The following is a 17,756-nucleotide window of genomic DNA, read 5'->3' as shown; positions in this document are numbered from 1 at the left end:
TTCCGACGCCCCCACGACATCCCTCGCCCGCCCGACCACGAATCGCCCGTTGATCAGCGGTTCCCTAGATCCCCGTGAGCGACAGGACGTCGTGACCACGGCCCGGGAAACCGGAGCTTTGGAACCACTGCGCGAGGTTCTGATCGAACTAGGTGCTGAACCGGGGCCTGCCGACGACCGCTTCTCGACCGCGCTGGCTCAGTGGCGGCGATCCCGCGAACACGTGGGCGACTCGGCCGTCGTCTGGCTGACGCGCTGGGAGCAAGCGCGCTGGCGCGAGCGGCCGGAGCTCGTATGGCGCGCGTTCTGGGACATCTCGATGGACAACTCTCGCTCGCCGCAGGAGTGGGAGCTGGCGACACGGCGTGAGCGGGCCCTGGGGCGTCTGCGACGGGCGCGGCGTGGACTGGCCGGGGTGCCGCGCGCCATCAATGGGCGACGCGGGAAGGGGTCGTAGTCCGCATCCCGCAACCCCCGCCGGCGGCGTCAGGGGTGCGCGGCGAGGGGGTGGGCACCTCGGCGAGGATGATCTTGTCGACATGCTCCGAGACGACGTCGACCGCACGGCGGCTGAGGCCGGTGTCGGTGACGAGGATGTCGACGCGATCGAGCGCCACGATCGTGCCGAGCCCGACGACGCCCCACTTCGTGTGGTCTGCCGTCACACAGACAGTGCGCGCGCAGTCGATGAGAGCGCGATTCGTCTCCGCCTCAACGAGATTCGGCGTCGTCAACCCCGCTCGCTCGTCGAGGCCATGGACACCGAGGAACAGCATGTCCACATGCAGCGTCCGCAGGGCACCAACCGCGATCGGGCCGACCAAGGCCTCGGACGGTGTGCGCGTGCCGCCGGTGAGCACGACCGTCTGGCCGGCGGTCTCGGCCGTGTCGGCGAGCAATTGCGCCGCAGGGATCGAGTTCGTGACAATCGTGATGCCCTGGACCGATCGCAATTCGGCGGCCAGGGCCATTGTCGTCGTGCCGGCCGAGATGGCGATGGAGCTGCCGGGGGCGACCAGCTGCGCCGCCTCGGCCGCGATCGCCGCCTTGGCCTCGAGCATCAGCCGAGACTTCACAACGAAACCCGGCTCGTCGCTGGATGGGGCGGGCGCCGTCAGGCCATGCGCCTGGTCCAGCGAAACGGCGCCACCATGTACCCGTTCGAGCAGCCCGCGCCGCGCCAAGGCCTCGATGTCCCGGCGGACCGTCATATCGGACACACCCAGCGTGGTCACGAGATCCGCGACGCGCACCGCCCCGGAAACGCCCAACTCCTGAAGGATCCGGGCTTGTCGCTGGCTGGCCAACATGGCGTGTCAGCCCTCTCGGATGGCCGCGCACCCGCCGGGCGGCAGGACGATCTCGGAATCGACGGACGCCGCGGACACCAGGTCATAGCCATCGACGGCCACCCGCGCCTCGTCGGCCCCGTGATTGAGCAGGAACAGCCACGACCGCTCCCCCGAGCGGCGCCGCACCGCCTCGACACCCACCGGGACGTATGCCGCGGGCTCGATCCCCGCGGCATCGATCACCTCCCCGAGCACAGACCGCCAGGTGTCGTCGTCGAAGCGGGTCCCGGCATACCACGCCGTCCCGGAACCGACCCTGCGACGGGTCAATGCGGGGCTCCCGGCGACGGGGCCCGCGGCATACGAGATGAGGACCTCGGCATCGGTGGCGGTGGCGAACTCACTCCACCGCGTGCCAGTGCCGCGGGTGAGGGCGACCGAGTCCCCCGGCAGGAGCGGGTTGAACTCCTCCACCCGCACGCCGAGCAAGTCGGTGAAGGCGCCGGGATAACCGCCGAGGCGGACGTGATCGTTCTCGTCGACCAGCCCGGACACATAGGTCACCAGGACCTGAGCGCCCCGTTCGGCGGCGGCCCGGATACTGGCGGCGTCGTCGTCGGTGACGAGGTAGAGGGTCGGGACGATGACCACGGCATACGCGCTGAGCTCGGCGCTGGGGTGGATGACATCGCAGGTAATCCCGCGCTCGCGCAGCAGGCGATGGGTGAGCTGGGCGATCTCGGGATAGTCGACATCGGCGCTCGGCATCGCCGGGCCGCTCCACGCCCACTGCGCCTGGAAGTCATAGAGGATCGCCACCGAGGCCTCGACGCGCGAACCCTTGACCTCACCGAGCGCCGCCGCGATCTCCCCGAGCCGCGCCACTTCACGGAAGCGGGCACTGTCCGCGCCCGTGTGCGGGACCAGCGCGGAGTGCCACTTCTCGGCGCCGGCGCGCGACTGCCGCCACTGGAAGAAGCCGATGGTGTCGGCGCCGTGCGCGACATGCGTGAGGCTGTCCCGGATCGTCTGCCCGAGGGCCTTCGCCGGATTGACCGGCTGCCAGTTCACCGCGCTCGTCGAGTGCTCCATGAGCAACCACGGCGCCCCGCCGGCGAGGCCGCGCGTGACATCTGCCTGGAAGCTGAGCTCCGGCCCGGGGTGGCCCAGCGTGTTCACGAGATAGTGATCGGTACTGACGATGTCCTGGTGGGGCGCCCACTGGTGATAGTCGAGGTGCCGGAAGCCGGTCATCGACATGAAATTGGTGGTCACGGGCACACCAGGCGAGAGATCGGCGAGGATCTCCTTCTCGCCGAGGAAATGCTGCAGCAGCGTGTCGGAGCCGAAGCGCTTGAAGTCCAGGACCTGCGTCGGGTTGTGGAAGGTCGGGGTCGTGCGCGGCGGCAGGATCTGCTCGAAGTCGGTGTAGCGCTGGCTCCAAAAGGCCGTCCCCCACGCGTGGTTGAGCCGGTCGAGACTGCCATAGCGTCGCTGCAGCCAGACGCGGAAGGCGGCGGCGCAGGTGTCGCAGTAACAGGGCAGGTTGTGGCAGGCGTATTCGTTCGAGACGTGCCACATCGCCAGCGCCGGGTGCTGGTGGTAGCGCTGCGCGAGTTGGGTCACCAGAGCGCGCGCGGCATCGCGGAAGATCGGACTGCTCGGGCACCAACTTTGCCGGCTGCCCGGATAGAGCGTGGTCCCGTCGATCGTCACCGGCAGGATCTCGGGGTATGCCGCGGTGAGCCACGGCGGCGGGCTCGCCGTCGCGGTGGCCAGGTCGACCGCGATGCCCGCCTCGGCGAGCATCCCCATGATCTCGTCGAGCCAGGCGAAGTCGTACTCGCCCTTGGTCGGTTCCAGCCAGGACCAGGAGAAGATGCCCAGGCTGACGAAGCTCACCCCTGCCTGCTTCATCAGGGCGATGTCCTCGTCCCAGACCTCGCGAGGCCACTGCTCGGGGTTGTAGTCGCCGCCATACGCCAGAACATCGTCGGGCCAGTTCCGCATGTCGCGCAGTCTTCCCGGGTGGACAGGCAAAGTCCACAACTTCCATCAGAAATGAACGCACATCCATTGGCAACAATTGCGCTACGGTGCTCGGGCTCCTGTTCTGTCCTCTTGACAGCCCCACCACATCCGGACAAGATCAGCCCTGGTGATCGCTTGTGGTGATTACTGTTCGTTTCCACGAGCACGTTCAAAGGAGAACATTCATGGCCCGTCCTCGGACTTTCGAGGAGTACCTCGCCTCCCTCGTCCCGCCCTCGGTCCGCGGCGTTGACCGCCGGACCCTGCTCGCGGGTGGGGTTTCGCTCAGCGCCCTCGCCCTGGCCGGCTGCGGCGGCGACAGCGGCTCCGGCTCGAGCACCTCTGCCAGTGGGGGCGGCAGCGCCGCCGCGGCCACAGGTGAGGTCACCCTCGGCTCCAACCAGTCCGATGCGGTCCCGAAGGCCGCCATCCAGGCCGTCGTCGACGCCTTCCAGAAGGCCAACAGCGGCCTCACGGTCAAGGTCAACACAGTCGACCACAACACCTTCCAGGAGAACATCAACAACTACCTGCAAGGCTCCCCCGACGATGTCTTCATGTGGTTCGCGGGCTATCGCATGCGCTTCTTCGCCAGCCAGGGCCTCGCGGGCGACATCTCCGACGTGTGGTCCGGGATGTCGGGCCTCTCGGACGCGATGAAGAAGTCGTCCACCGGCGACGACGGCAAGCAGTACCTCATGCCCTCGACCTACTACCCGTGGGCGCTGTTCTACCGGAAGTCGCTCTGGGAGGAGAAGGGCTACGAGGTCCCCAAGACCCTCGACGACCTCAAGACCCTCGGCGCCAAGATGAAGGCTGACGGCATCGACCCGATCGCCTTTGGCGACAAGGACGGCTGGCCCGCCATGGGCACCTTCGACCAGCTCAACCTCCGTGTCAACGGCTATGACTTCCACGTCGCGCTGATGGCCGGCAAGGAAGACTGGGCCGGCGACAAGGTCAAGAAGGTCTTCGAGACCTGGCGCGACATCCTGCCCCTGCACCAGGCCGACAGCCTCGGCCGGACGTGGCAGGAAGCGGCGCAGTCGCTGCAGCAGAAGAAGTCCGGGATGTATCTCCTCGGCACCTTCGTGGCGCAGCAATTCGAGCAGGGCGCCGAGCAGGAGGACCTCGACTTCTTCACCTTCCCCGAGATCGATTCGGCCATCGGTGCCGACGCGATCGAAGCACCGATCGACGGCTACATGATGCGTGCCAAGCCCAAGAACGAGGCCGGCGCGAAGAAGTACCTCGCCTATGCCGGCAGCAAGGACGCGCAGCAGGTGCTGCTCGCGAAGGACCCGAGCGTCATCGGCGCCAACAGCGAGGTCGACACGACCAGCTACACCTCGCTGCAGAAGAAGTCGGCCGAGTTCGTCGCGTCCGCCAAGTCGATCGCGCAGTTCATGGACCGCGACACCCGTCCTGACTTCGCCTCCACGGTGATGATCCCGGCGATCCAGGAGTTCATCAAGAACCCCACGGACATCGACGGAATCACCAAGAACATCCAGGCCCAGAAGGTCAGCATCTTCGGATCCTGACCACCGTCGTATGCCGCGCCTGCCCACTCAGGTGCCGGCGCGGCATACGAAATTGGCGTGCGCGAGTTAGGGGTTTGCGAGTGGCGAGATACAAAGGGATCAACCAGATCTCGGGGGTCGACCGTATCGTCGTCGCCCTGATGATCGTGGTGCCGACATTGCTGATGGTCTGGCTCGTGTGGCTGCCAGCGATCGGCTCGGTTTTGCTTTCCTTCACCAACTGGAATGGCATCGGCTCGATCGGCGACGCCAAGTTCCTGGGGCTGAAGAATTATCACGACGTGACGACGATCTATCCGCCGTTCTGGCCGGCCGTGCGTCACAACCTGATCTGGCTGGCCGTGACCTTCTTGGTCGCGACGCCGCTCGGGATGTTCCTGGCGGTACTTCTGGACAAGGAAATGCGCGGGTCGCGGATCTACCAGACGTCGTTCTATCTGCCAGTCGTCCTGTCACTGGCGCTCGTCGGGTTCATCTGGCAGTTGATGTATAGCCGTGACCAGGGGCTCATCAATGGCCTCACCGGCAGCACGATCGACTGGTACGGCGATCCCAAGTACAACCTGTGGGCAGCGTTGGTGGCCGCCTGTTGGCGGCAGACGGGCTACATCATGCTGCTGTACTTAGCGGGATTGAAGGGCGTGGATGTCTCGTTGCGCGAGGCCGCCAAGGTCGACGGCGCCAACGAGCGCACGACCTTCTTCAAGATCGTCTTTCCGGTCCTGGCCCCGATCAACATCATCGTGCTGGTGGTCTCGGTCATCGAGTCCCTGCGCGCCTTCGACCTGGTCTGGGTCATCAACAAGGGCCGCAATGGGCTGGAGTTGATTGCCACCTTGGTCACCCAGAACATCGTGGGTGAGGCCAGCCGAATCGGCTTCGGCTCGGCCCTCGCGACGATCATGTTGCTGATCAGCTCGGTCTTCATCGCTATCTATCTGCGCATCGTCATGAGGGAGGACCAGCGATGACCACCCCGATCGCCGTGCCTGAGGTCGCCGAAGAATCGGCCCAGCAGCTCAAGGTCTCCAAGGTGGCCACCGGCTCCGGCAAGGCTAGCCGGGCGACCCAGATCTTCCTGGCCGTCATGGCTCTCGTGTGGTTCTTCCCGATCCTGTATGCCGTGATGAACAGCTTCCGCGATTACGCCTATACCGCGAAGCATGGGTATGTCTCGTTCGGCGGCTTCACGCTGGAGAACTACAAGAACGCGTGGGAACGAGCCGACTTCTCGCACACCTTGATGAACTCGCTGAAAATCACCGTGCCCGCGGTGCTGCTGACGCTTTTTCTCTCGTGCTGCGTTGCTTTCGTCGTCTCGCGCTTCTCGTGGCGCTTCAACCTCGCGCTGCTCGGCCTCTTCACCGCGGCGAACTTGCTGCCTCCTCAGGCGCTGCTCATCCCGGTGTATCGCATGTTCCGCCAGATTCCGATGCCCACGTGGCTCAGCGACTCAGGGACCCTGCTGAACTCTCACTGGGGCCTGATCCTCGTCAATGTCGCCTTCCAGACCGGCTTTTGTTCGTTCGTCTTGTCGAACTATATGAAGACGCTTCCGCGCGAGTTGTATGAGTCGGCGGTCGTCGACGGGGCGAGCGTGACTCGGCAATTCTTCGGCCTGACGCTGCCGCTCTGTCGACCCCCGCTGGCCGCCCTGGCGACACTCGAAACCACCTGGATCTACAACGAATTCTTCTGGGCCACAGTGCTTTTGCAGCAGGGTGACAAGTTCCCGGTGACGAGCTCACTGAACAATCTGCGCGGTGAGTTCTTCACCGACAACAACCTGGTCGCTGCCGGCTCGGTGCTCGTCGCTCTGCCGACATTGATCATCTTCTTCCTGCTCCAGAAGCAGTTCGTCTCCGGCCTGACCTTGGGCGCGACGAAGGGCTGACGTCTCCGGTTCGTTGGCCTGCCGGGGCTCTCCGCGATCTGAGCTCAGCGGACGAACCAGGTGGTGCCGGCATACTCCAGCGCCCGGTCGAGCCGGCCGCGGGAGGAAGAACGCAGCGACGGCAGTTCGTCGAGGGCGAACCAGCCGACCTCGGTTTTTTCGCCATCGGCCGGGTGCGCCTCGCCGCTGACGACCCCGCCTCATCGCGCACGACACCCGTGGTGCCGACCAGCGATAGCAGGTCGGTGCCGACCTTCGCGCGCAGGGCCAGGACGAACTCGGGGATCGGCATTGCCGCAGCCTAGTTGCGCGGCGCGGAGGTGGCCCGACGACCGGCATACGCCCGATACAGCGCATAGGCGGCGACGGCGCACAACAGATGCCAGGCGGCGTGACCCTGCAGCAGCGAACTGGGGTCACACCACGGGCCACCGGTCTTGGAGAGCGACCAAATTCCAAGGGCCACCAGCAGCGAGCCTGCCGACACACCCAGCCAGCGCCGGTCCACACCGCTCGCCCCGTCGCGGCGCGCCAGAGTTGCCTCGATCCCCACCACCGCCAGGATCGTCACGGCGAACGCGAGATTGCCACTGTGTTCAATCCACGCCAGCCGGCCGCCGCGGAAATAGGCCACCTCCTGCGCAAGCAGTGCCACCAGGAAGACCCGGATCACACTCCACCGGTCGGTCCGCCGCACGAGGCGCGCGACGGCATACGCGAGGGCGAAGCTGCTCACCAGGAACATGCTGGTCAGGTCGAGGTCGCCGCCGATGGCGCTCGCGGTGGCGTGCATCGCCGCGCTGGCCGGGCCGAGTGTGACCACGAGCAGGGCGTATGCCGTTGCCAGCCACCGTGGGAAGCGCGCCGCCGGCCGACGGGCAGCGTGCGCGGCGATGGCGATTCCGGCGAGGACGAAGCCGAGGTTGGAGACGGTATTGGCCGGTTGACGGAAGAGGGCGGCCGCCGCCGCCTCGCAGAACTCCTGGCCCCGGCCCACATCCGGGCCGAAGGATCCCGCCAGCACGGCCAGCACGAAGCCTGTGCACGCGAGCACCGCCCACGCAAGGACCAGGACGACCATCGGCGCAGCATACGGACCTCGCGTGCGTCGCCTTGGGGGCGGAGCACTAGAGTCGGAGGTGACCCGGTATGTCGTCGGCGCGTCCACGGCATACGACCAGACCACGACACAAAGAGGTTCGAGGCAGTGACAACCACCCCCGTCAAGGTCGCCGTCACCGGCGCCGCCGGTCAGATCGGCTACAGCCTGCTCTTCCGTCTCGCCAGCGGTGCGCTGCTCGGCCCGGACACCCCGATTCAGCTGCGGCTCTTGGAGATCACGCCCGCACTGAAGACCCTTGAGGGTGTCGTCATGGAGTTGGACGACTGCGCGTTCCCGACCTTGGCCGGTGTCGAGATCGGCGATGACCCCAATGTGATCTTCGATGGCGTCAACCACGCCTTGCTCGTCGGTGCGCGCCCGCGTGGTCCGGGGATGGAGCGCGGCGATCTCCTGGAGGCCAATGGCGGCATCTTTGCCCCGCAGGGCAAGGCCCTCAACGCCCACGCGGCCTCGGATGTGCGGGTCACGATCACCGGCAACCCGGCCAACACCAACGCCCTCATCGCGATGTCGAACGCCCCCGACATCCCGACCGAGCGCTTCTCGGCGCTGACCCGCCTCGACCACAACCGCGCGATCTCGCAACTCGCGGCGAAGCTCGGCGTCCCCGTCACCGAGATCAAGAAGATGACGATCTGGGGCAACCACTCGGCGACGCAGTATCCCGATCTCTTCCACGCCGAGGTCGGCGGCCGCAATGCCGCCGAGGCGGTCGGCGACCAGGACTGGTTGGCCAACACCTTTATCCCGACCGTTGCCAAGCGCGGCGCGGCGATCATCGAGGCCCGCGGGTCGTCGTCGGCGGCGTCCGCGGCGTCGGCCACGATCGACCACGCTCGCACCTGGATCGACGGAACGGCCGAGGGCGACTGGACCTCGATGTCGGTTCTTTCGGACGGCTCGTATGGCGTCCCCGAAGGCCTGATCTCTTCCTTCCCCGTGACCGTCTCCGACGGCCAGTGGTCGATCGTGCAGGGCCTGGAGATCGACGACTTCTCCCGCGCGAAGATCGACGCATCCACGGCCGAACTGGCCGAGGAGCGCGAGGCCGTCAAGGGTCTTGGCCTGATCTAACAGCCTGATCTGAACCGGCGGTTGAGGTCGTCAGTTTCGGTCGAGGTCGTCAGGTTGACCTGACGATTTGGGCCGAAAGTGACGACCTCAGGCCGAGTTCGTCACGTTCGGTCTGGGACCTTGGCTTGGGCTCAGATGCGAGCGCGCAGGTCGAGGGCGAAGCCGGCGAAGAGCACGGCCGCGCCGAGGATCACGAGGAGCAGCACGTCGAGGCCGCGTGACCGGGTGATCAAGCCGCCGGCGCGTTCGGGAGGCAAGACAAGACGCAAGGCCGCCGCCGCGAGACATGCGCCGCCGAGGCTCAGGGTGGCTCGAAGCATGTGATCCGTTGCCGCCCAAGCGATTCCGCTGACGGCCATGGCCGCGATGAGCCACCAAATCCCCAGGCGCGCGACGATCGGCGGGCGCGGTTCGGGTTCGCTCGGTCGCACCTTGCCCGGACCCCAGGGCTCCTCGGCGCCGAGCTGTTCCTGGCTCGTGCGGCCGGCGAGGAAGCGGCGGTGGGAGCGTCGCCGTTCCATCACCTCGGCCAGCGGCGGGTCAGCGGCGCCGGATCTGGACCGGAGGCGGCATCAGGGGGCGTCATGGCGGGCTGTCGCGAACTCAGCGAGCGGCGAGGTGGCGCTCGGCCGCTTCCACGACATTGCTCAGCAGCATCGCGCGCGTCATCGGGCCAACGCCCCCAGGGTTGGGGCTGACAAAGCCAGCGACCTCCCAGACGTCCGGGTGCACATCTCCGGCGACGACACTGTGCCCGTCCTCGGCGGTGATCCGGCTGACGCCGACATCGAGGACCGCCGCGCCCGGCTTGACCATGTCGGCCGTCACGATCCCTGGCACGCCAGCGGCGGCGACGATGACATCGGCGCGCCGCAGCTCCGCGGCCAGATCCTTGGTGCCGGTGTGGCAGGTCACGACCGTGGAGTTTTCGGAGCGGCGGGTGAGCATCAGCCCCAACGGCCGGCCGACGGTGATTCCGCGCCCGACAACGGCGACGCGCGCGCCAGCGAGGGGGACGTCATACCTCCGAAGCAATTCGATGCACCCCTTGGGGGTGCAGGGCAAGGGGGCGTCCTTGCCGAGAACCAGCCAACCGAGGTTGGTCGGGTGCAGGCCGTCGACATCTTTGGCGGGGTCGACGCGGGAGAGGATCGCGTTCTCGTCGAGGCCCGTCGGTTGCTGCACAAGGAAGCCGGTGCAGCCGGGGTCAGCATTGAGCTCGTCGACGACGGCGAGAACCTCGTCCAGCGTGGCCGTCGCAGGCAGGTCGCGGCGGTAGCTCGCGATGCCGATCTCGGCCGCATCCTTGTGCTTGGCGTTGACGTACCACGTGCTCGCGGGGTCGTTGCCGACAAGCACGGTGCCGATGCCCGGCACCACCTCCCGTTCCGCGAGGGCCGCGACACGCTCGGTCAGCTCCGCCTTGATCGTCGCGAGGATCGCCTTGCCGTCCAGGGTGGTCGCGGTCATATGCACGATCCTGGCACACCACTCGTCGTGCTCCCGACCACCTCGCGGCGCCCGGATCGGCAAGGATGGCCCGATGCCGACCCCAGCCGTGATGTGGTTCCGCCGCGATCTGCGCCGCCGCGACAATCCGGCCCTGGCGGCCGCCGCGGCCGATGCGAGCGTGGTCCCGCTTGTCGTGCTCGACCCTGCCCTGCTGCGGAGCCCGGCGCGCCCGCGGGACGCGGCCTTTCTCACCGCCGTTGCTGCCCTGCGAGAAGAACTCGACGGCCTGGTTGTTCGCGCTGGCGATCCTCGTGAGGTCGTGCCGCAGGTCTGTCGTGAGGCAGGGGCGGTCAGCGTGCACGTCAGTGCGGAGACCACTCCCGGAGGTCGCCGCCGCGACAGCGATGTGCGAGAGGCGTTGCAGGCCAAGGGAATCGACTTCGTCGAGACGGGCAGTCCGTATGCCGTGGGCCCCGGCCTCGTCCGCACCGGCGGGGGTACGCCGTACCAGGTGTTCACGCCTTTTTCCCGGGCATGGAACGACTACGGCTGGCGAGCCCCGGCCGAAATGCCACCGGGAACCCGGTTCGCGCGGGGGCTCGATTCGACGGACCTGCCGGCCCCGGCGGACCTGCCACCCGAGGCGATTGTCACCGAGACGCAGGCGCTGGCCCGGTGGGCGGCATACCGCGGGGACCTCTTGGAGGGCTACGCCGGACGGCGCGATCGAGCGGATCTGGACGCGACGTCGCGCCTGTCGACGGCCCTGAAGTTCGGGACCATTCACCCGCGAACGCTGCTGCATGACCTGCCCGTCGGCGAGCGCAGCGCCGACCGCTTCCGCACCGAGCTCGCCTGGCGCGAGTTCTATGCCGACGTCCTGTGGCACCACCCTCGGTCGGCCTGGCAGGACCTACGCCCGGCGCTGGCGCGCCTGGAGTATGACGATCCATCGGTCGACGATGAGGCGGCGGGCCGGCTGCGTGCCTGGTGCGAGGGGCGTACTGGCTATCCCCTGGTTGACGCTGGAATGCGCCAGCTGCTGGCCGAGGGCTGGATGCACAACCGGGTGCGCATGGTCGTGGCGTCTTTCCTGACCAAGGACCTGCATCTGCGGTGGCAACACGGGGCCCGGCATTTCATGGATCATCTGACGGATGGGGATATCGCCTCCAATTCCCATGGTTGGCAATGGGTTTCGGGGACGGGGACGGACGCCGCACCATACTTCCGGATCTTCAACCCGATCACTCAGGGCAAGACAGCCGACCCGGGCGGCGACTACGTCCGTCACTATGTGCCGGAATTGAGTCACATCTCCGGTGCCGCCGTCCACGAACCCTGGCGCGTCGCGGGCGGGCTCTCGCGCGGCTACCCCGAGCGGATCATCGACCACGCGCAGGAGCGCGCCGAGGCGCTGCGCCGATATGCCGAAGCCCGCGAGCGCTCATGACATTTGCTCGTCATGCATAGTGCATGTCAACTATGCTTCTCGCATGACGACAATTCAGGTTCGTAATGTCCCGGAAGCGACCAGCAGGGCCTTGAAGTCGCAGGCCGCGCTCGAAGGCCGCTCCCTCAGTGACTACCTCCTGCGCGAACTGGAGCGGATCGCCGCGCGTCCAAGCCGAGCCGAAATCCTCGCCCGCATCGCGAATCGCGATATACGAGACCTACCGGACGCCGCGACCGTCCTCGCGGCGGAGCGCTCACCGCGCTGATGCTCGTCGTTGATGCCTCGGCAGTCGCCGAAATTCTTCTGGGGACCGCGAAGGGGAGAGTGGCGGCAAGCCTGCTTGGCGATCAGGTCCTGATTGCACCGCAACATCTCAGCGTAGAAGTGATGTCAGTGCTGCGCGGCTGGTCCTTGTCGAGCCGATTGACCGAAGAGGAGGCATTGACCGCCATTACCGAGTTCCGGGCTCTTGGCATCGAGCTTGTGCCCATGGATGACCTATTACCCGAGGTCTGGCGGTTGCGCCACAGCATCAGCGCTTACGACGCCTGCTATGTGGTGCTCGCACGCGCCTGTCATTGCCAGCTGTTGACCCTGGACACACGGTTGGCGAGCAATGCGCCGGATTGCGCGATGTCGGTCTAAGGCGCAAGCGGGAAGCCAGCAGCCAGAATGGGAGGATGCTCAGCGCCGACACCGCCGCCGCCCTCGCCGACGCCGGAATTCTTTGGGAACCACAGCCGGGGGATCGTTTTGCGATCTCGTCCGCCGAACTGACCGGGGACCTCTTCTGGATCAGCGACCTGACGATCGAAGTCCACCACTATCAAGACGAGACCGTCCTGGGCTTCAATGGCACGACCGAGTGGGCGCTGGACTCGGTGCCCCTCGACAAGGCGGTCTGGCTGCCCCGCGAGGACCAACTGCGCGAACTGATCGGCGACCGGCTAGTGGCCTTGCAGCGTGAACGCGAGGGCTGGTCGGTGCGTTACGTCCACAGCGTCGGGGGCGCGGAAGCCGTTGCGCTGCATACTGATCCGGAGGAGGCGTATGCCGCCGCCCTGCTCGCCATCGCCGGCGGACTTCCGTGACACCGGCGGCGGAAGCCGGCACGGCCGCGGCCGGCATCGATGCGCGTGGCGTGCTAGACCTGCTCGACGCGCTGGACTCGACACCGGGCCTAGAGATGCACTCGATCGCGATTGCGAGCGCCGGAGCTGTTGTCGCGGAGGGCTATTGGGCGCCGTATTCGGCCGACCGTGTGCATCTGCTGTATTCGATCTCCAAGACCTGGACGGCCACAGCCGTCGGGCTGCTCGTCGATGACGGACGACTCGCTCTTGACGATCCGATCATTGACCTCCTCCCCGGCGTCGGCGATCTGAGGATCGCACCGCGCTGGCGGCAGGTCACGGTCGGGCACTGCCTGCGGATGGCGACCGGTCACCATACCGAGGCCTGGGGCGCAGCCCAGGTGGGAGCGGCCGGGGAGCCAGCATCCATCAACGACCTGGATCCCGTCGTCGCGAGCATCCTCTCCCACGAACCGGAGCACGAGCCCGGCACCCACTTCGCCTATAACCAGGTCGCGACCTATCTCGCCGCCGCCGCTGCACGCGCCGTCTGCGGCCAGAGTGTCGTGGACCTGCTACGGGACCGGGTGCTTATCCCACTGGACGTCGCCGAGCTGCCGTGGACTCGCACCGCGACCGGCGCCGAGATCGGCTTCTCCGGATCTCACGCCCGCACCCGAGACATCCTCGCGTTGGCTCAGCTCTATCTCGACAACGGCCGCCACGGCGGGCGGCAGATCCTTAGCCCCGAGTGGGTCGCCACGGCGATGGCCAGTACGGGCCTGCCGAATCCCGAGGGTGAGACCATCGACTGGCGGCTGGGCTACGGCTGCTCCTTCTGGACCTCGCAGCACGGGGTCCGCGGTGACGGAGCCCACGGCCAGTTCGCGCTCGTGCTTCCGGATCAGCGCATCGCCATCGCGATCACCTCGGAGACCGAGCAGATGCAGCCGGTGCTCGATGCGGTATGGCGCCACCTGATCCCCGCCGTTGATCGCGCCGGCTCGAGCGCGGCCGATGCCGACCTCGCGGCCCGCCTTCGCCACCTGGCCGTCGAGGCGCCCCTTGGGGCCGGGCCGGTGACCGAGCGGACCTGGCAGCGCGCCGCAGGGAATGTCTCCTCGGCATACACCGGCGCGAGGCTTCGGCCGGGTGCGGGCGGCATACACACCCTGAGCCTGGTGCGCGGCGAGGCAGTCCTCGAAACCCTTGTCGGAGAATCTGATTGGGCCGAGTCCGAGTGGACCGACGGCGACGCAGCGCTCCCGGTCCTCGCCCGAGGAGGCCCGACACGTGAGGGCGGGTATGCCGCGGACCTGCGCATCATTGAGACGCCGCATACCGTCCAGGTCCGGGTCGCTCCGGGCTCGGAGGGCGTCGACCTCAGCTGGCGCAATCCCCCGCTCAACGGAACAGACCCGCTCTGGCTTGCTGTGCGAACACGCATTCCGCGCATCGACACCTGATCCGTGCATCGACACCCGGTCCACGGGGTGTCAACGCGCGGATCGAGTGTGCATGCGGCGATCGGGTGTCGATGCGCGCCTCCTGCCTGCACATTTCCGGGCCAACCGAGCGCGGCCCCGGCGCGTCATCACAGTAGGCGAGCACTTGCTTGCCACAGTGGGGGACGAAGGGGTGACGCATGATCCGGACCAATCGACGCACAGCGTTGGGGCTGACCGGCTCTGCCCTCATGGCGGCGATGACGGGGTGCACGGCGGCCAGTTCTCTTGGGGACGAGGCCGAGCCCGACGCGTCGAAAGCCGGGAGCAAGCAGGCGAAAGCCACACCAAAACTGATCGGAGACGGCTCGACCTCCGACACCGGGCCGCAGCCGCACCAGCCGACACTGCCCGACCTGCGTCCCGGCCAGGCCCCGCCCCAGTTCGTCGTCTTCTCCTGGGATGGCGGCGGCGAGACGGATGCGCATCTGCTGACCCGCTTCCGCAAGGTGGCCCAAGACGTCGGCGCGTCCATGACGATCTTCCTCAGCGGCCTCTACACGCTGCGCGGCGCCGACGCCTCGCGCTACCGGCCGCCGCGCAATGGGGTGGGCCGCTCGGACATACCCTTCCTCAGCGATGAGTCGGTGCGCCGCACGATCGAGGGCGTCGGCGCGGCCTGGCTCGAGGGCCACGAAATCGGAACGCACTTCAATGGCCATTTCTGTGTCGGCTCGGGAAGTGTCGACAATTGGTCAAGCGCTGACTGGGCGCAAGAGATCGATCAGGCGATGTGGATGGTGGAGCACTGGCGCACCACAACCGGCTGGACCGACATCCCCTCGCTGCCTTTCGACTACGGCAAAGAGCTGATGGGTTCGCGAACCCCCTGCCTGCTCGGCAGCAAGACCCTCATTCCGACGGCGGCCAAGCTGGGCTGGCGGTATGACAGTTCCACCACAGGTCGACAGGTCTGGCCGACCCTTTTCGAGGGCACCCAGGTGTGGGACCTGCCGATGCCGCAGATCCCGTTCCCGGGACACTCCTTCGAGGTCTTGGCGATGGACTACAACTACATGGCGAATCAGTCCGGCCCGCAGCCGAGCAAGGACGCTAGCAAGTATCCCGCGTGGAAGGCTCAGGCCCTTGGTGCGCTGATGGCAGCCCACGAGCGCGCGCATTCCTCCAATCGGGCGCCGCTGATCATCGGCAACCACTTTGAGCAGTGGAATGGCGGGATCTATATGGATGCGGTCGAGGAAGCAATGCGCTCGATGGCGGCCGCCCCCGAGACGCATCTGGTCAGCTTCAAGCAGCTCGTGCAGTGGCTCGATCGCCAGGACCCGATCCTGCTACAGGCCCTGCGAGAGTATGACGTGGGCGTCGCGCCCGAGGGCGGCTGGGCCGGCTTCGGGGCTGAGTGAGTCCAGCCGATCAGGTAGAATAGTTCAAGATTCCACTACATTTCCCGCTCGGAAGGACGGCCCATGACCGCCCGCCCCCGCTGGTATCACGTACTCCCCCTGCTCGCGCTCGTCGCCCTGGCCTTCTCCTATGGCCGCGATCTCGGCGCCGCCGCCGTGACCGTCTGCGCCCTCCTGCTCGCCGGTGCCGTCCTCGCCGCCGTGCAACATGCGGAGATCGTCGCGCACAAGGTGGGTGAGCCTTTTGGCTCCCTCGTGTTGGCCGTTGCCGTGACGGTCATCGAGGTGTCCTTGATCCTCACCTTGATGATCGCCGGCCCCGAGAAATCGGCGACTCTCGCCCGCGACACGGTCTTCGCCGCCGTGATGATCACGCTTGGCGGCATCATCGGCATCTCCCTGTTCGTCGCAACCCGCGGCGCCCGCATCCCCCGATTCAATGCCGAGGGCTCTGGCGGCGCGCTGGCCACGGTGGCAACGCTGACGACCTTGACCCTGATCTTCCCCTCCGTCACGACCAGCGCGCCGGGGCCGGTGTTCACGCCGGGCCAGTTGACCTTCGCGGCCGTCTCCGCGCTGCTACTGTATGCCGCCTTCGTCTCCACCCAAACCGTCCGGCACCGCGACTTTTTCCTACCGGTCGCCAAGGATGGTTCGCCGATCGACGGCGACGATCACGCCGATCCGCCGACCACCAAGACCGCCTGGATCAGCCTCGGACTCTTGCTTATCTCCCTCGTTGCGGTCGTCGGCTTGGCGAAGGTCGAGTCCCCGGCCATCGAGTCGGGCGTGCGCGCCGCTGGCCTGCCGCACTCCTTCGTCGGTGTCGTCATCGCGTTGTTGGTGCTGCTGCCTGAAACGATCGCCGCCGCCAACGCCGCTCGCCGCGGCCGCTTGCAAACGTCGATGAATCTGGCCCTCGGCTCGGCCATGGCGAGCATCGGTCTGACCATCCCGACGCTGGCCATCGCCGTGCACTTCATCGACGCCCCGCTCGTCCTCGGCCTAGGCCCCACGCAGATCACCCTGGCGGTGCTGACCTTCATCGTCGCCACTTTGACGATCGTGCCCGGCCGCGCCACCCGGCTGCAGGCGATGATGCATCTGGCGATCTTCGCGTCCTTCGTCTTCCTGGCGATGAGCCCCTGACCGACCGAAGCGTGCGACGGTGGGCCAGACTCGGGGGTATGCAGTCCGCCACCGTGACCGTCCCCGCCCGCTTCAATGGCCCACCGCAGTCAGCCAATGGCGGCTGGTTCGCCGGCGCCCTGGCGCAGGTGGTGCTCGAGGCGTGCGACGCCGCCGCAACCAGTGCGGTCAGCGTGCGGCTGCTCGCCCCGCCACCCCTGGACCGCGCGCTGCAGCTCCTGGCCGGCGAGACGGCATACGACCTGATCGACGGTGAGCACCGGATCGCGAGCGCCACGCTTGCGCCCGACCTGGCGGCGCCGCCGTCCGGGCCGGTGTCGTATGCGGATGCGCTCGCCGCGGGCCCAGGCTACGAAGGCCTGCTCCAGCACCCCTTCCCGACCTGCTATTCGTGCGGCACCGGCCGCACCGACGGGCTGGCTTTGCGCCCCGGTCCGGTGGCGTCCAGTTCGGAAGGGGCGTATGCCGCCGCCTGGCTCGTCGAGGAGGTGTCGGTTCCGATTGCGTGGGCGGCCATGGACTGCCCGGGCGGTTGGAGCGCCGGGATTGCCGGGCGGCCGATGGTCCTCGGGACGATGACGGCCGCGGTCTATGGCCTGCCGGAGGTGGGGGACGAGTGCGTGGTGATGGCCTGGCCGGGCGGGGGTGAAGGCCGCCGGTTCCATTCCAGCACAGCGCTATTCGGCCCCGGGCAGGAACTGCTGGGGCGCGCGGATGCAATCTGGATTGCGGTCGACCCGGCCGCCATCCGGCCGCGCTGACCCGCGCCACCCAAGCAGGTCATCCGCCGACAGCCCCT

The 17,756-nt window shown here is 67.3% G+C and carries 18 protein-coding genes; 13 read left to right on the top strand and 5 right to left on the bottom strand.

Going from position 1 to position 17,756, the window contains the following annotated elements:
• A partial coding sequence (locus tag ABD225_RS14430) for a hypothetical protein (protein ID WP_344086872.1) occupies positions 1 to 457 on the top strand: 457 nt, incomplete at its 5' end.
• On the opposite strand, the gene ABD225_RS14425 is transcribed toward ABD225_RS14430, so the two are convergent.
• Positions 429 to 1,310 (bottom strand): DeoR/GlpR family DNA-binding transcription regulator, encoded by an 882-nt coding sequence (locus tag ABD225_RS14425; RefSeq protein ID WP_344086869.1) that lies wholly within the window; start codon positions 1,308 to 1,310, stop codon positions 429 to 431. The genes ABD225_RS14430 and ABD225_RS14425 overlap by 29 nt on opposite strands.
• A gap of 6 nt (positions 1,311 to 1,316) precedes the next feature.
• Positions 1,317 to 3,302, bottom strand: coding sequence for a beta-galactosidase (locus tag ABD225_RS14420; RefSeq protein ID WP_344086867.1), 1,986 nt, complete (start codon positions 3,300 to 3,302; stop codon positions 1,317 to 1,319).
• A 206-nt stretch (positions 3,303 to 3,508) separates the two neighbouring features.
• On the opposite strand from ABD225_RS14420, the gene ABD225_RS14415 reads away from it, so the two are divergent.
• From ABD225_RS14415 to ABD225_RS14405, 3 genes are all read left to right on the top strand, one after another.
• A complete protein-coding gene (locus ABD225_RS14415) occupies positions 3,509 to 4,867 on the top strand; it encodes an ABC transporter substrate-binding protein (RefSeq protein ID WP_344086865.1) in 1,359 nt (452 codons plus the stop codon).
• An 80-nt stretch (positions 4,868 to 4,947) separates the two neighbouring features.
• On the top strand, positions 4,948 to 5,838 hold the full coding sequence (locus ABD225_RS14410; RefSeq protein ID WP_344086863.1) for a carbohydrate ABC transporter permease: 891 nt from the start codon (positions 4,948 to 4,950) through the stop codon (positions 5,836 to 5,838).
• Positions 5,835 to 6,761, top strand: a complete 927-nt coding sequence (locus ABD225_RS14405; protein WP_344086861.1) for a carbohydrate ABC transporter permease — start codon at positions 5,835 to 5,837, stop codon at positions 6,759 to 6,761. Before ABD225_RS14410 ends, ABD225_RS14405 begins: the two co-directional genes overlap by 4 nt.
• Positions 6,762 to 7,062: 301 nt before the next feature.
• Here the strand turns inward: ABD225_RS14405 and ABD225_RS14400 are convergent, their stop codons facing one another.
• Positions 7,063 to 7,842 (bottom strand): ceramidase domain-containing protein, encoded by a 780-nt coding sequence (locus tag ABD225_RS14400; RefSeq protein ID WP_344086859.1) that lies wholly within the window; start codon positions 7,840 to 7,842, stop codon positions 7,063 to 7,065.
• A 126-nt stretch (positions 7,843 to 7,968) separates the two neighbouring features.
• On the opposite strand from ABD225_RS14400, the gene ABD225_RS14395 reads away from it, so the two are divergent.
• Positions 7,969 to 8,958, top strand: coding sequence for a malate dehydrogenase (locus ABD225_RS14395; protein ID WP_344086857.1), 990 nt, complete (start codon positions 7,969 to 7,971; stop codon positions 8,956 to 8,958).
• Positions 8,959 to 9,089: 131 nt separating this feature from the next.
• On the opposite strand, the gene ABD225_RS14390 is transcribed toward ABD225_RS14395, so the two are convergent.
• The gene (locus ABD225_RS14390; RefSeq protein WP_344086855.1) at positions 9,090 to 9,479 is read right to left on the bottom strand and encodes a DUF3017 domain-containing protein; all 390 of its coding nucleotides are present in this window, start codon (positions 9,477 to 9,479) and stop codon (positions 9,090 to 9,092) included.
• Positions 9,480 to 9,561: 82 nt separating this feature from the next.
• Complete coding sequence (locus tag ABD225_RS14385; protein WP_344086853.1) at positions 9,562 to 10,428, bottom strand: bifunctional methylenetetrahydrofolate dehydrogenase/methenyltetrahydrofolate cyclohydrolase; 867 nt, start codon at positions 10,426 to 10,428, stop codon at positions 9,562 to 9,564.
• A 73-nt stretch (positions 10,429 to 10,501) separates the two neighbouring features.
• Between ABD225_RS14385 and ABD225_RS14380 the strand changes: the two genes are divergently transcribed.
• The 8 genes from ABD225_RS14380 to ABD225_RS14345 all read left to right on the top strand — a co-directional run bounded on the left by ABD225_RS14380 (position 10,502) and on the right by ABD225_RS14345 (position 17,718).
• Positions 10,502 to 11,863, top strand: a complete 1,362-nt coding sequence (locus tag ABD225_RS14380; protein ID WP_344086850.1) for a cryptochrome/photolyase family protein — start codon at positions 10,502 to 10,504, stop codon at positions 11,861 to 11,863.
• A 43-nt stretch (positions 11,864 to 11,906) separates the two neighbouring features.
• Positions 11,907 to 12,131: a FitA-like ribbon-helix-helix domain-containing protein gene (locus ABD225_RS14375; protein ID WP_344086847.1), complete on the top strand. Its 225-nt coding sequence runs from the start codon at positions 11,907 to 11,909 to the stop codon at positions 12,129 to 12,131.
• Complete coding sequence (locus ABD225_RS14370; protein WP_344086843.1) at positions 12,131 to 12,511, top strand: type II toxin-antitoxin system VapC family toxin; 381 nt, start codon at positions 12,131 to 12,133, stop codon at positions 12,509 to 12,511. Before ABD225_RS14375 ends, ABD225_RS14370 begins: the two co-directional genes overlap by 1 nt.
• Before the next feature lie 35 nt (positions 12,512 to 12,546).
• Entirely contained in the window at positions 12,547 to 12,957 is a 411-nt protein-coding gene (locus tag ABD225_RS14365; protein ID WP_344086840.1) for a hypothetical protein, read from the top strand.
• Positions 12,954 to 14,405 carry a serine hydrolase domain-containing protein gene (locus tag ABD225_RS14360; RefSeq protein ID WP_344086837.1) on the top strand — a complete coding sequence of 484 codons (1,452 nt, stop codon included), beginning with the start codon at positions 12,954 to 12,956 and terminating at the stop codon, positions 14,403 to 14,405. Before ABD225_RS14365 ends, ABD225_RS14360 begins: the two co-directional genes overlap by 4 nt.
• 179 nt (positions 14,406 to 14,584) lie before the next feature.
• Positions 14,585 to 15,808, top strand: coding sequence for a polysaccharide deacetylase family protein (locus ABD225_RS14355; RefSeq protein ID WP_344086835.1), 1,224 nt, complete (start codon positions 14,585 to 14,587; stop codon positions 15,806 to 15,808).
• Positions 15,809 to 15,871: 63 nt separating this feature from the next.
• Positions 15,872 to 16,957 carry a calcium:cation antiporter gene (locus tag ABD225_RS14350; RefSeq protein ID WP_344086832.1) on the top strand — a complete coding sequence of 362 codons (1,086 nt, stop codon included), beginning with the start codon at positions 15,872 to 15,874 and terminating at the stop codon, positions 16,955 to 16,957.
• A 38-nt stretch (positions 16,958 to 16,995) separates the two neighbouring features.
• Complete coding sequence (locus ABD225_RS14345; RefSeq protein ID WP_344086829.1) at positions 16,996 to 17,718, top strand: hypothetical protein; 723 nt, start codon at positions 16,996 to 16,998, stop codon at positions 17,716 to 17,718.
• The last annotated feature ends 38 nt before the right edge of the window (positions 17,719 to 17,756 follow it).

It is taken from the genome of Nostocoides veronense (assembly GCF_039531185.1).
GTDB lineage: Bacteria > Actinomycetota > Actinomycetes > Actinomycetales > Dermatophilaceae > Nostocoides_A > Nostocoides_A veronense.
Note: the sequence above shows the minus strand (reverse complement) of the source record. Positions and strands in the feature narration are given on the sequence as shown.